We start from the raw sequence: 12,697 nt of genomic DNA, 5'->3' as shown, positions 1-12,697 counted from the left end.
TATGGCACAGCGCTACGTGCGAGTTCAAAATCTTGAAGGGCAGATTTTTTATGGTTTGCTCCAGTTATCGCTTGATGTGGTTGTATTAGATGCACCTCCTTGGATGCAAGGTCAACCCACAGATTTAACGTTGGCACCAGATAGTTATCACATTCTTGCTCCTTGTGCGCCATCTAAAATTGTAGCGGTTGGAAAAAATTATGCGGATCATGCTGAAGAAATGGGTACTCCCGTACCAAAGGAACCGCTAATATTTATGAAGCCACCAACAACGGTAATTGCCTATAAAGAAAGCATCATGTATCCTCCTCAATCGCAGCGTGTAGATTATGAGGGAGAATTGGCGTTAGTAATAGGCGCCCCTACAGTTGGTTGTACACCTTCTGAAGCGACTGATAAAATATGGGGTTACACAATTGCCAATGATGTAACCGCACGAGATTTGCAGTCAAAAGACGGACAATGGACGCGAGCAAAGGGATTTGACACTTTCTGTCCTATCGGTCCTTGGATTGTACGCGAAATCAATCCTGGCGCCCGCTTGCAAACTTTTTTAAATGACGACACCAAACCAGTACAGTCAGCATGTATTGACCAAATGGTGTTTTCGCCAGATTATTTAGTGTCATATATAAGTCAAGTGATGACGCTATTACCTGGTGATGTCGTGTTGACAGGCACACCACTTGGGGTAGGACCACTTAGATTAGGAGACCGCATCCGCATTGAAATTGAAGGAATTGGTCGTTTAGAAAATGTTGTAATAGCGCGCTCTTAACGATCAAAGCTATTTACGGCTATTACTAACGAACCTGCATATAGACGGCATCTGAAATTGCTGGAATTTCTGCGTAACGTCCAAGTGTTGATTGCACAATCGAATACGCAGATGCAACAACAATGCCAAGAAAAATTGTTGTGGCTAAGGTAGAGAGCGCAAACCCATTACCCGTAATACCAATCAACTCTAGTACTATAGTGCATAAAATAATCACAATATTTAAAAGAATTGCCTGCATCGTGTTAAAACGAATAAAGTGGGGGACTCTTTCATTTCGGACTACTAGCATAAATAAGGCAAAAAATATAATCAACCCACCCAGCCCAAAAGGGAAGCTGCGAGCGATTGTATTATAGACAGATGATACTGCGAACAGAGGACTAAATACTACCGCGAGAGGTGGGAACTCTGACAGTAAAGGTCTACCAAAATTTGATACCTCAATCAAAGGAAGTAAATAAGGTAAACAAGCAAAAATACGGTCTTTGACGGTTGTCGAGCCGCGCCAACTCATGCTACGTTCTCCTATGCCTAACAGTAACGTTGTGTATATCTAGGATAACGTAGTAATCGCTGCTTGGCATTGCTCCCGCCATTTCACAGGCGCCAACACATGCAACAGTTCGTATGCCTGTGCTACGGGTATAATAAATAATATGAAGTTTGTACGGTTATTTTAGTGTAAATCTTTATTAACGCTGCAAAATGTGGTATAATTTCCAATTTGGTGAACAGAGGCTAAATAATAGGATAAAGGTGGTGCATAGTTTTAGAAAAGGCGTGAATCCCTAACATGGACACGTGTTTTTTTGTTAGTATTCAAAAAAAACCATGATTGTCATGCCGTTGCCTTTTAGGAGGCAATTGTAAGTAATTGTAAAGAATAGTTGAAACGGGTAATTAAAACAATAGTAAATCTCAAACCAAACTTGAATGTCGGATTATTCTCAAGAAAACTTCCCATTACGGTCTGTAGCAGTGACAAATAGTCCGTTTAAAGCCACTCAATTAAACAGCGATGATGCCAGTGCCCGACTTGCTTTTTCAGCAGCAGAGGCAGCATCTGACCGCAAAGCAGGAGACATTGTGATACTTAGGGTCGCGGATGTTTCATATATTGCAGACTATTTTGTGGTGACAACAGGCTTTTCACGTGTTCAGGTTCGAGCAGTTGCTTCGGCGATTGAAGATAAAATCAAAGAGGATTTGCAACGTCTTCCCCTACGGATAGAAGGGAAAGCAGAAGGAAATTGGGTGCTGTATGACTACGGTGATGTCATAGTTCACGTTATGATGCCTAAAGAGCGCGAATTTTATAATTTGGAAGCTTTTTGGGGTCATGCGGAACGTATCGATTTTACAAATGAGTGAAGCTTGCCTGTTCGGAGTGAGCCATGACTAAGTCTTCTGTTTCATGTCCAGTGCCAACCGAGCAACAACCCGTCAACGAATATGAACAGTTGAAATCGGCTTGGTTGTTTCGTGATTGTACTGCCGAATTACGGGAGTACATAATTAGAATCGCTTGGATTTACGCTTTGTCCTGGTTAATTGCTGGTCCATTGTCTGCTGCTAGTTTTCCTCCTCACAAGTTCATCGCTCAGTTTGCTCTTAGTGCTGCTGCTGGAGCTAGTATTGGCGTTGTACTTGTATTAGTGCGATTGTACTTGGGGTGGTCATACGTGCGCGACCGTCTTTTCAGCCCGGTAATATTTTATGAAGAGTCGGGATGGTATGACGGTCAAACTTGGGCAAAGCCAACAGAGATACTAACGCGTGACCGTTTGATAGTCACGTATCAAATTCAACCAATTTTGCGGCGCCTGCAACTAACGTTTGCCCTTATGTTTGTGTTGTATATTGCTGGTACTATAGTTTGGCAGATTATATAAAAAGTATTGAGCAGAAACGCAGCAATGGCAAAAAGAACTCAAGCCGCAGCATTGGAAGTCAGGTTGCTGCGTGAAGGTATTATTGAATCTCGACACACAGTGCAAGCTGTGGTGTCAGATGAACGAGGCAGAGTTTTATCAGTTGCAGGCAACGCTGAAACTGCTACATTTGTACGTTCGGCACTTAAGCCGTTTCAAGCACTTTGTGTAACGACAACAGGAACTCTCGAACGTTATGACTTGAGTGATAAAGATTTAGCTATTATCACTAGTTCCCACAAAGGCAGTATTGAGCAGGTGCGACAAGTTTTCAATATTCTCTGGCGGGCAGATATTGACCCTACTGCACTGCAATGCCCAGTTCCCGAAGGTAAAAAAAATCGGCTGGAGTACAATTGTTCTGGGAAACATGCTGGAATGCTCGCGGTTTGTCAGCAGCGACATTTCCCTTTACACAGCTATTTAGACCGTAAACATCCAGTTCAGCAAATAATCATTGGTAAGGTAGCGGAATTGCTACGAATGCCAGCAGATGAATTTATTAGCGTTCATGATGACTGTGGAGTTCCAACATATTTATTACAGCTAGCGCAAATGGCACATTTGTACGCCAAACTTGCCGAGCGTAGCAATTTAGATATGGAGAGAATTGTACGCGCGATGACGCATCATCCAGTGATGGTGGCTGGAGATGGAGAGTTTGACACCGAATTAATGCGCCATTGCCCAGGAGAACTCGTTAGTAAAGCCGGAGCAGAAGGTGTGCAGTGTATTAGTAGACTCGGCGAAGGTATGGGACTGGCGATTAAAGTTATAGATGGAGCAAAGCGAGCTAGAAATGCCGCAGCAATTCATTTACTCCAGCAAATGGGGTGGATTTCTCCAACTAGTGCCCAAGCAATGGCAGAAAAATTTATGAACCTCGGTCAGTATAAGCGTTTGGAAGTTATTGGAGAATTATCAATTTTATAGTTGCCAAATTTAGAACTTGAGTATATACTATAAAAAGACGACGCGGGATAGAGCAGCCTGGTAGCTCGTCGGGCTCATAACCCGAAGGTCAGTGGTTCAAATCCACTTCCCGCCACCAATTAAAAAAACTCTGTAAGTATCAACTACAGAGTTTTTTTATGTCTATACGTTTTTAAAGTCTAAGAATAGGTAGACTAAATAGCAATTTTCGACTTATTATTATTGATTGTGAGTTTTTCGATAAAACAATGAACGCTCAAGAAATTATCCGCTCAATAGAAGCGGAGCAGCTAAAATCAGACTTGCCTGACATTTACGTCGGCGATACAGTCAAAGTCGGTGTAAAAATCAGAGAAGGCGAAAAATTTCGCGTTCAGCCTTACGAAGGTGTAGTAATAGCCAAGCGTAATGGTGGCATTAACGAAACTATTACTGTCCGCCGTGTATTCCAAGGCATTGGTGTTGAACGAGTTTTCTTGCTTCATTCTCCCCGTATTGACAGCATTAAGATTATTCGTCGTGGTAAAGTTCGTCGTGCAAAACTTTACTATCTACGCGACCGTGTTGGTAAGGCAACCCGGATTAAACAGCGGTTTGACCGTTCTTTGTAAGCTTGCCTGACCTGAAGGGGAAAATGTTTGTGATAGCGGCATTCAGCCGCTTAGTCTTCTCCCAATAGCGAAATTTTTATTTTTTATAAAAATATTGCCCAAGTTGCGTTATAATGATTAAAGTTCAGCGTTTAGGACTGAATTAAAGACATTACAAGCGCTCTTAGTTCAGTTGGTAGAACGCAGGTCTCCAAAACCTGATGTCGGGGGTTCAAGTCCTCCAGGGCGCGCTCTCAATAGAACGATTGCAACCCGAAAGATTTCAAAAATCTTGTAGTATTAACCACAAGACAAGAAAATTTCGGGTAGAATCTTATTAACTATTATTTACAGTTCTTGCTTCGAGTTGTTTAAATCAGGAGCTAGAGCTGTAAGTTGTTGACTGGATGTATGAATCTCGTTAAGAATTGATTATTCTTAGCGGCAGGCACTTTTGATAGCGAAAAGGGAGGTGAAACCGTGAGCAAGAAAAACGAAGCTGAAATAGCAGAAACTTCGGGTGGGTTCAGCGTCAACAAATTTGTTGAAGGCACTAAAGAAGAGTTCGAGAAAGTTGTCTGGCCCAGTCGAAAGCAAGTAATTAGTGAGTCAGCGGCTGTATTGTTAATGGTGACACTTTCAGCAGCGTTGATTTTTTTAGTTGATAAACTCTTTACGTGGGGCGCCCAACAGGTATTCGGATGACTTCTGTAACAGACTCTGGTTACAACGAACAAGCTTTGCACTCCGACGAAACCGGGCAAGATAATGCTTCCTCAAAGGTTTCTCGCTGGTATGCAGTGCAAGTAGCATCGGGTTGTGAAAAGCGTGTTAAAACAAACTTGGAGCAGCGCATTCAAACATTTGATGTAGCTGATAAAATACTTCAGGTGGAAATACCACACACACCCGCCGTCAAAATCCGTAAAGATGGTAGTCGCCATCAAACCGAAGAAAAAGTCTTCCCCGGTTATGTGCTGGTGAGGATGATCATGAATGATGATGTTTGGCAGGTAGTACGCAACACCACCCATGTAATTAACTTCGTGGGGGCAGAGCAAAAACGCGGAACAGGTAGAAGTCGCGGTCACGTTAAACCCGTACCGTTGAGTAATTCTGAAGTCGAGCGAATCTTTAAACAGACTACCGAACAGCAAGAAGTCGTCAAGATTGATATGACGACGGGTGATAAGATAATTGTGCTTTCTGGTCCATTTAAAGACTTTGAAGGTGAGGTGATTGAAGTTAGCCCAGAGCGGAGTAAACTTAAAGCCTTACTATCAATATTTGGACGAGATACACCGGTCGAACTAGAATTCAATCAGGTAGAGAAACAGAGCTAAAACAAAATGGCGAAGAAAGTTGTAGCGGTTATTAAGTTGGCACTTAACGCAGGTAAAGCCAACCCAGCACCGCCTGTAGGTCCCGCGCTTGGTCAGCACGGTGTTAATATCATGATGTTCTGCAAAGAATATAATGCCAAAACAGCCGACCAAGCTGGGATGATTATTCCTGTAGAAATATCGGTATTTGAAGACCGGAGTTTTACATTCATCCTCAAAACTCCTCCAGCTTCGGTACTAATTAAAAAAGCGGCAAAAATCGAAACAGGGTCGAATGAACCGAATAAAAAGAAAGTCGGTTCAATTACGACAAGCCAGTTACGTGAAATAGCCCAAACAAAAATGCCCGACTTGAATGCCAACGATATTGATGCAGCAATGAACATCATCGCTGGTACAGCAAGAAACATGGGTGTTACGGTTACAGATTAGGGGCGGGTTCACCTAAATTTTTCATTGTTATCCCAAGATATAGATAAACCCGCCAGTACAGTAGAAATTTTATCGGGGGAGAGGCTAATTGCTTCGTGTTGACCCCAGGAGACTAAAAAATGGGAAAAAAAGTATCACGTCGAATGCAGGCTTTGCTTGCGAAAATAGAAGATAGAGATTATGCACCGCTAGATGCATTAGCTTTACTTAAGGAAACCGCAACAGCAAAATTTCCAGAAGCAGCAGAAGCTCATATCCGTTTAGGAATTGACCCAAAATATAGTGACCAGCAACTGCGAACAACTGTTGCATTACCTAAAGGAACAGGTAATGAAGTTCGTGTAGCAGTAATTGCGCGAGGCGAAAAAGTAACAGAAGCTACTAACGCAGGCGCCGACATTGTTGGTTCAGAAGAACTAATCGACGAAATCCAGAAAGGGATGATGGATTTCGACAAATTGATTGCAACACCCGATGTAATGCCACAAGTTGCAAAGCTTGGTAAATTACTTGGTCCAAGAGGGTTGATGCCTTCACCAAAAGGTGGTACTGTTACTTTTGATTTAGTCAGCGCAATTTCTGAATTCAAAGCTGGTAAATTAGAATTCCGAGCAGACAGAACTGGTATTGTTCATGTTATGTTTGGTAAAGTCACATTTGCGCCTGACGATTTATTAATTAACTTAAAGGCGTTGCAAGAAACTATCGACCGTAACCGTCCAAGTGGCGCCAAGGGTCGTTACTGGCGAAGTATGTACGTTGCTTCAACAATGGGACCCAGCATCCGTATTGACATCAACGCACTTCGTGACTTAAAAATGAACGAAACCTAAAAAAGTTAGGAGTTAGAAGGCGCGGAGTTAGGAGTTATAACTTCAAACTCAGCACTCAGCACTCATAACTAAATATAGTAGCCAGAGACAGCAGGTGCTTTATGCTTAATATCCTGCCGAGGTTTACATCTTAAGTATTTATAGTTTAGTTTCACAGCTAGAAAAGTGTGAAATTGATTTTACTGGATGTAATACGATTTTAGAAATCGACCTTGATGTAAAACCCTGGCTCGCGCGGAAGCTGGGGTTTATTGTTTGCGCGCGAACTAATATAAAACCCTGTAAGGGCGGGTTAACCATTATCTTCCTTAATTTGAGGATATTTCTAAACCCGCCCCCAACATAAATCTAAAATCCTCCAAGGGGGTGAAGCGAAATGGGAAGAACAGTTGAGGGTAAAAAAGAGATTGTCAGTGAACTCAAACAGACTTTGGGTGAGTCAAGTTTGGCACTAGTAATTGATTATCAAGGACTAACAGTTGCTGAAATTACTGACTTACGGCGCAAATTACGTCCAAGTGGCACAATTTGCAAAGTAACAAAAAATACTCTAATGGGCATTGCCATTCAAGATGACGAAAAATGGCAACCACTATCAGAATTGCTCAAGGGTTCTAATGCCTTTTTGCTGGTAAAAGAAGATTTTTCTTCGGCAATTAAGGCATACCAAGAGTTTCAAAAAGCCACCAAGGATAAAACCACACTTCGTGGTGGTGTAATGGAAGGCAAGCTGCTGAAAGAGGCAGATGTCAAAGCATTGGGAGATTTACCTTCCAAGGAACAGCTCATAGCACAAATTGCAGGCGCCATCAACGCAGTGGCTACCAAAATTGCCGTTGGTATCAACGAAGTACCAAGTTCGTTGGGACGTGCTTTGCAAGCTTACGCTGACAAGGACAAAGAAGGTGCCACTGAAGGCGCACAAGAAACAGCTGCCGAGTAGGCATTATCAACAATTACAATTAGAGGAGACTAAAAAATGTCCGCTACAACTGATGATATTTTAGAGAAATTGAAAGGTCTAACACTTCTTGAAGCTTCTGAACTCGTTAAGCAAATCGAAGAAGCTTTTGGAGTAAGCGCTGCTGCACCTGTTGGTGGCATGATGATGATGGCGCCTGGTGCTGGAGCTGCTGCTGCTGAACCAGTTGAAGAACAGACCGAATTTGACGCAATTCTTGACTCAGTACCTGCTGATAAGAAGATTGCTGTTCTTAAGATTGTTCGTGAATTAACTGGTTTAGGCTTGAAAGAAGCTAAAGACTTAGTAGAAGCGGCGCCTAAAGCATTATTTGAAGGAGTTGCAAAAGATAAAGCTGAAGATGCTAAGAAGCGCGTCGAAGAAGCTGGTGGTAAAGTTACCGTCAAGTAATTTCACTTTTGCCTCAATGTTTTAGAAATCTGTGGATTTGTTGCTTCACCCTCATAAGTGAAGCTAAACTAAGCCTGTTAAAAACAGGCTTTTTTTATTTATAAATTTTCTTGTGTCTTATGTCTTATGTCTTATGTCTTATGTCTTATGTCTTATGTCTTGTGGAGCGGGCATCCCTGCCCGCCCCTACATCTAGAACTATATTTAGGAAGGGGCAAGAGAAAGCCCATCCCACAAGAGTTTTATTTATAGTAACCCAACAAAAAGCTAGTAAGTTAATTTACAGATAGTGGGACAATTTTAATTCTATATATAGTGAAGCCAGCCAATAATTTTTTATCTCATCACAGTAATAAAAGAGAATTAATATCTTAATTTGGGAACGCCTGATTTAAAATAAAGAATATTTTTATAATTTTAAATCTTCAATTTAAAAATTCAACTTTTGCCCAAACAGTAGTATAAGTAGTACCTGAAGTTGGGTCTGTAAAATAAAAGTTAACTGCGTGATAAAACGTTTTTCATGCTTTGACAAACAAAAATGTAATAATTAAATCTATTCAAGACTTTTGAATGAGTCTTTTTTTAATTGTTTCTAAGTACTCGAAGCAAAATTGAACACCATTTTTAGCATAATGTTCTCTAGCCGTGCAGTTTTGTTTTTCTAATCCTTCTAAATACCTTGCCGTCATACTAACTCTATAAAGTAGCTCATAGGCTTCTTCTAAATCATTCCACTTATTTTGCTTTGCAATTTTTTTTACGTACATTCTTCGACGTTTGTGGGGCGAATCACTATCATCATCGTTTTCAAAGTTTTTGATATCACCCTGTCGAAAAGCATAATCATTAACCCAGTGGAGAGCAGCATAAAAGCACATAATAACAGCCCAATCAGGAAAACCTGCTTGAGCAGCTTTGGCAGTCTGTTCGTTAAATTCAGCTTGCTGCTGATAAATACTTGGATTGGGCATTACTAAAGGAAACTATCTGATTATTTTTTATACTAGAACCAAAATCGCTAAGTACCTGAGTTCCAAAGTCCCAATCTTCTTGATTAGAAATATCACAGATTTTCCATTCAGTCTCAACCACCAAAGCTGTTGCAATTTCTGCAAGCTTCCTTGTATTATCAAAATCCGCATAAGATAAGATTTGAAAAGTTATCTCATGCGAATCGTTTTTGCTTCTTACAGCTCTAACTTCCTCTACATTTTCTAGTTGCGCCAAACGATGCACTAAGTTATTAATTTCTAGCAATACAGATTTTTCATTGGAGAAAAAACCGAAAATTGAATTAATCCCTAAAAAATTTAATGCATTAGAAAATATTTGGTTAATTTTAGATTTTTTTAATGATAAAGTCATCGTATTCTCCTGAGATATCTCAGAACGCCTATTAAAAGTTTTTCCTATCAACCGTCAGTCATGCTTTTTTATGGTGTACACTAAGGTAAATATAATGGTGCATACACCCCTATGGTACGCTATTTATTAAAACTTTAACACAACTTTTGCTTGAACGAAAGGTCATTGTGATAAAACATTAGTATTTATATGTATCTACTGACACTTGAACATAGCTTCTGCTTAGGCAGATGCATCATTATGATAAAAAATTGGTAATTATCTAGAAACACTTACATTTTGTTACATTCCAATTTTTGAAGAAAAGTGGAATTGTGCCATTATCCCCTATAAAGCCCAATAACCATAAAGATTATTGCCAAAGTTTTATTAGTCTTACCATCACCGAGTTCTTCGAGAATAGCAGCTTCGCGCTGAAACCGTTCTTGGAATAATTGATAAATTTCTGGATTATCAGCGACAGGTTTAAGTTGTTTAATTACGCACCTGCGCTTAGTTGGCATTTGCGTATCTTCTTCTAAAAATGTTTCGCCAAAGCCACCAGAACCAAGTACTCTAATCACCTGGTAGCGATAGTTCAACAGGATTGGTGTCATCATAACTCTTGCACCTAGAACTTTTTACCAACTTAGCTATAAATATGACTAACCACATCTGAATAACTACTTAAATAAGGTAATTTGGATTTTTAAAAATAAGCCATAAATCTCGATTAAGTAGCCTAAATAATCATTGATTTACTTAAGTGATAGAATTATTAGAGTATTATTTTTAATAAATCTACGTATTTATTGGTAAAAAATGACTGTAGCTTAAATCTTTTGAACTTTTTCAATTAACCGTCTTTCTGAAACTGCATCCCATACAAAAAAATAGCGTAATGATTGCGAAATTTGTCTTCCTGATGTCATGGTGTATTTGACTCGTGCTTCTACGATTGCTGTATCGTTACTTGTTGCTGGATTCACTATTTCCTGAATGTTTATTCGTGTAACCTGTTGCCATTATTCGGTGAACGAATTAAAACCTGCTGGATGCAAATCAGGATTATTTCGGTGTTGGGGAGAAAGTTGGCTCCAAGCAGATTGGTATTCAGACCTATTGATTGTTTCGTAATAATTTCTTAACGCTTGTCCTGCTGAAGTTCTGGAAACAAGAGGTTGAGATAATCGTCGCTCTTGAGTAGGTAAACTAGTTGTAGACGCCACAGAAGTACTTTGTTGAACCACAGTCGTTTGCGGTTGAGTATTATCTTTTCTATCGATAATTAGTAAACCACCAAGAACACATACACCGATAACTCCACCCATGACTAACGCTTTTTGCCAATCATTCATACCTTGGGCATTTGCTGGTTGCTGGTAAGGTATCGCTTGACTTGGTGCTACTACAACTGTTGGTGTTTGTTGCGGTTGAACATAGGCGCCTGTAGGTGCAGCAGAAATTAGTGTGGGGTTTGGTTGGATTTTAGGAGCGACAAGATTTTGCAGGGAACGGAGCATAAGAGAAGCATTTTTATAACGATTTGGTGCGTAAGGTTGAATGGCTTTATCTAAAATTGCTGCAAAGCTGGGTGTGATATTCAAAGCATATTGGCGCCACAAAATTTCTCCTGTACTAGGATTAGTGGCAAGTTCTTGGGGGTACTTACCTGTGAGTAAATAAATTGCTGTTAGCCCTAAACTATATAAATCGCTTGAAAATACAGGTCTTCCAGTAGTTTGTTCACTTGGCATAAAACCAGGAGTACCAATCACTATAGATTGTGAAAGCAAGCTCCAAGCGCGTTAGTAAGCTATTAGGTGTTGGCGCCAAATCGAACCTTGAACCCGTCTTTTGGTCGTGTGGTAGGAACACGCACAACTTCTAAGCTTTGGTTTGGTAATATTTCCCAGTCGTAGTTACGCAGTAGGTGTGCGGCAATTATTTTCATTTCCATTTTGGCGAATGCTATCCCGATACAAACGCGGGGACCACCACCAAAACCAATTAAGCTGAAGGGTCGTTTATTTTCTTTGCGCTGTGGGTTAAATCTTTCTGGGTCGAAGCGTTCGGGTTCTGGATAAATTTCTTGGATACGATGAGTTTGTAGTATTGAGTAAAGTACTTGCCAACCTGCGGGTATATGGTAGCCTTTAAATTCAAAGTCTTTTACTACACCACGAAAACCTCCTCCAACAGGTGGGTATAAGCGTTCGACTTCGGATAATACCTGTTCTAAATACGGCATTTGTCCGAGTTGTTCGAGATTTAATTCTCCTTGTTTTGCTAGTTGTAGTTGTTCGGAACGCGCGCGCTGCTTGACTTCGGGATGGCGAGCTAGTTCGATGCATAACCAAGTTAACATTGAGGTTGTTGTTTCGTGTCCTGCAAAAAGTAATAGGACTGATTGGGCAACAAGTTCTTGTTCGGTTAGACTATTACCGTCTTCGTCTTTGGCTTGAATTAGTAAAGATAGTGCGTCTTTGGTAGGATTTTCTCGACGTTGGCGAACAACTGTAGTTAAATGTTCGAGTATTTGATTCCTTGCTGCTATGGCTTTTCCGTATTGGGTAAATGGTAATTTTAATGGGTTTATTGTTATTAAACCGTCTGTTAGTGTTGTAAATAGCTGACTTAGACGTATAGAATCTGTACCAGTTTTTGTACCTAATAATAGTTCACTCGCTACATCAAAGGTTAGTTGTTTAAATTCTTCAAACCAAGTAAATTCATGTTTCGTTACCCATTTGTTCAGATAATTTTGGGTTATTTGCTCCATTGTGGCGAAATAATCTGTTAGTGCTGGCCCGTGCATTGCTGGCATTATCAGGCGCCGTTTTTGCCGATGTTCTTCACCGTCCATTAAAAATAGTGATTCTCCTAGTAGTTCTTTGAAGTTATTGGGCCATCCTTGGCGCCAGGAGAAATGCTCCATGTGGCTGGAAAGTACAAATTCGGCGGCTTCTGGCCCAACCATGACTACTGTTGGTTTACCTATTAAGTTGGTTCGGAATATGGCGCCGTATTGCTGGTAGCGTTTGGCGATGTAATTGGCGTCGAATACGAATGATAGGGTTTCTCCGAGTATTGGTAAACCGTTGCTGCCCGGTGGAAGTTGATTGGCGCTCATGA

Annotated in this window: 17 protein-coding genes, 2 tRNA genes, 1 pseudogene and 1 other annotated feature; of the genes and pseudogenes, 13 read left to right on the top strand and 7 right to left on the bottom strand. The window is 40.6% G+C overall.

Annotated elements, in window-relative coordinates:
* Position 1 precedes the first annotated feature (1 nt).
* Positions 2-778: a fumarylacetoacetate hydrolase family protein gene (locus DSM106972_RS15085; protein ID WP_127081469.1), complete on the top strand. Its 777-nt coding sequence runs from the start codon at positions 2-4 to the stop codon at positions 776-778.
* Positions 779-803: 25 nt separating this feature from the next.
* Here DSM106972_RS15085 and DSM106972_RS15080 read toward each other — a convergent pair whose 3' ends face one another.
* A complete protein-coding gene (locus DSM106972_RS15080) occupies positions 804-1,295 on the bottom strand; it encodes a Tic20 family protein (RefSeq protein WP_127081468.1) in 492 nt (163 codons plus the stop codon).
* Positions 1,296-1,714: 419 nt separating this feature from the next.
* Between DSM106972_RS15080 and rsfS the strand changes: the two genes are divergently transcribed.
* The 12 genes from rsfS (at position 1,715) to rplL (ending at position 8,215) form a co-directional block, all read left to right on the top strand.
* Complete coding sequence (gene rsfS / locus DSM106972_RS15075; protein ID WP_127081467.1) at positions 1,715-2,152, top strand: ribosome silencing factor; 438 nt, start codon at positions 1,715-1,717, stop codon at positions 2,150-2,152.
* A 23-nt stretch (positions 2,153-2,175) separates the two neighbouring features.
* Positions 2,176-2,673, top strand: coding sequence for a CGLD27 family protein (locus DSM106972_RS15070; protein WP_127081466.1), 498 nt, complete (start codon positions 2,176-2,178; stop codon positions 2,671-2,673).
* A 24-nt stretch (positions 2,674-2,697) separates the two neighbouring features.
* Entirely contained in the window at positions 2,698-3,645 is a 948-nt protein-coding gene (locus tag DSM106972_RS15065) for an asparaginase (RefSeq protein WP_127081465.1), read from the top strand.
* A 41-nt stretch (positions 3,646-3,686) separates the two neighbouring features.
* Positions 3,687-3,763 (top strand) — tRNA-Met (locus DSM106972_RS15060).
* A gap of 130 nt (positions 3,764-3,893) precedes the next feature.
* Positions 3,894-4,256: a 50S ribosomal protein L19 gene (rplS, locus tag DSM106972_RS15055; protein ID WP_127081464.1), complete on the top strand. Its 363-nt coding sequence runs from the start codon at positions 3,894-3,896 to the stop codon at positions 4,254-4,256.
* A gap of 157 nt (positions 4,257-4,413) precedes the next feature.
* Positions 4,414-4,486 (top strand) — tRNA-Trp (locus DSM106972_RS15050).
* A gap of 229 nt (positions 4,487-4,715) precedes the next feature.
* A complete protein-coding gene (gene secE, locus DSM106972_RS15045) occupies positions 4,716-4,940 on the top strand; it encodes a preprotein translocase subunit SecE (protein ID WP_019492961.1) in 225 nt (74 codons plus the stop codon).
* A complete protein-coding gene (nusG, locus tag DSM106972_RS15040; protein WP_073617688.1) occupies positions 4,937-5,578 on the top strand; it encodes a transcription termination/antitermination protein NusG in 642 nt (213 codons plus the stop codon). Before secE ends, nusG begins: the two co-directional genes overlap by 4 nt.
* Positions 5,579-5,584: 6 nt before the next feature.
* Complete coding sequence (gene rplK, locus DSM106972_RS15035; RefSeq protein WP_127081463.1) at positions 5,585-6,010, top strand: 50S ribosomal protein L11; 426 nt, start codon at positions 5,585-5,587, stop codon at positions 6,008-6,010.
* 119 nt (positions 6,011-6,129) lie between these two features.
* Positions 6,130-6,843 (top strand): 50S ribosomal protein L1, encoded by a 714-nt coding sequence (gene rplA / locus DSM106972_RS15030; RefSeq protein ID WP_073617690.1) that lies wholly within the window; start codon positions 6,130-6,132, stop codon positions 6,841-6,843.
* A gap of 63 nt (positions 6,844-6,906) precedes the next feature.
* Positions 6,907-7,035, top strand: a sequence feature (ribosomal protein L10 leader region).
* Positions 7,036-7,219: 184 nt separating this feature from the next.
* Positions 7,220-7,786, top strand: a complete 567-nt coding sequence (gene rplJ / locus DSM106972_RS15025) for a 50S ribosomal protein L10 (protein ID WP_127081462.1) — start codon at positions 7,220-7,222, stop codon at positions 7,784-7,786.
* Between the two features lie 36 nt (positions 7,787-7,822).
* The gene (rplL, locus tag DSM106972_RS15020) at positions 7,823-8,215 is read left to right on the top strand and encodes a 50S ribosomal protein L7/L12 (protein WP_019492966.1); all 393 of its coding nucleotides are present in this window, start codon (positions 7,823-7,825) and stop codon (positions 8,213-8,215) included.
* Positions 8,216-8,775: 560 nt separating this feature from the next.
* Here the strand turns inward: rplL and DSM106972_RS15015 are convergent.
* The 6 genes and pseudogenes from DSM106972_RS15015 to DSM106972_RS14995 form a co-directional block, all read right to left on the bottom strand.
* On the bottom strand, positions 8,776-9,189 hold the full coding sequence (locus DSM106972_RS15015; RefSeq protein WP_127081461.1) for a hypothetical protein: 414 nt from the start codon (positions 9,187-9,189) through the stop codon (positions 8,776-8,778).
* On the bottom strand, positions 9,155-9,583 hold the full coding sequence (locus DSM106972_RS15010; protein WP_127081460.1) for a hypothetical protein: 429 nt from the start codon (positions 9,581-9,583) through the stop codon (positions 9,155-9,157). Before DSM106972_RS15010 ends, DSM106972_RS15015 begins: the two co-directional genes overlap by 35 nt.
* A 377-nt stretch (positions 9,584-9,960) precedes the next feature.
* A pseudogene (locus DSM106972_RS15005) lies at positions 9,961-10,182 on the bottom strand (protein kinase domain-containing protein); the annotation flags it as partial.
* Between the two features lie 213 nt (positions 10,183-10,395).
* A complete protein-coding gene (locus DSM106972_RS51385; protein WP_158632826.1) occupies positions 10,396-10,551 on the bottom strand; it encodes a hypothetical protein in 156 nt (51 codons plus the stop codon).
* A 36-nt stretch (positions 10,552-10,587) separates the two neighbouring features.
* Positions 10,588-11,319, bottom strand: coding sequence for a serine/threonine-protein kinase (locus DSM106972_RS15000; protein WP_186538520.1), 732 nt, complete (start codon positions 11,317-11,319; stop codon positions 10,588-10,590).
* A gap of 62 nt (positions 11,320-11,381) precedes the next feature.
* The gene (locus tag DSM106972_RS14995) at positions 11,382-12,695 is read right to left on the bottom strand and encodes a cytochrome P450 (RefSeq protein WP_127081459.1); all 1,314 of its coding nucleotides are present in this window, start codon (positions 12,693-12,695) and stop codon (positions 11,382-11,384) included.
* Positions 12,696-12,697 lie beyond the last annotated feature (2 nt).

The sequence above is a fragment of the Dulcicalothrix desertica PCC 7102 genome (assembly GCF_003991905.1).
Classification (GTDB): Bacteria; Cyanobacteriota; Cyanobacteriia; order Cyanobacteriales; family Nostocaceae; genus Dulcicalothrix; species Dulcicalothrix desertica.
The sequence above is the reverse complement of the archived record's forward strand: the minus strand, read 5'-3'. Positions and strand labels throughout refer to the sequence as shown.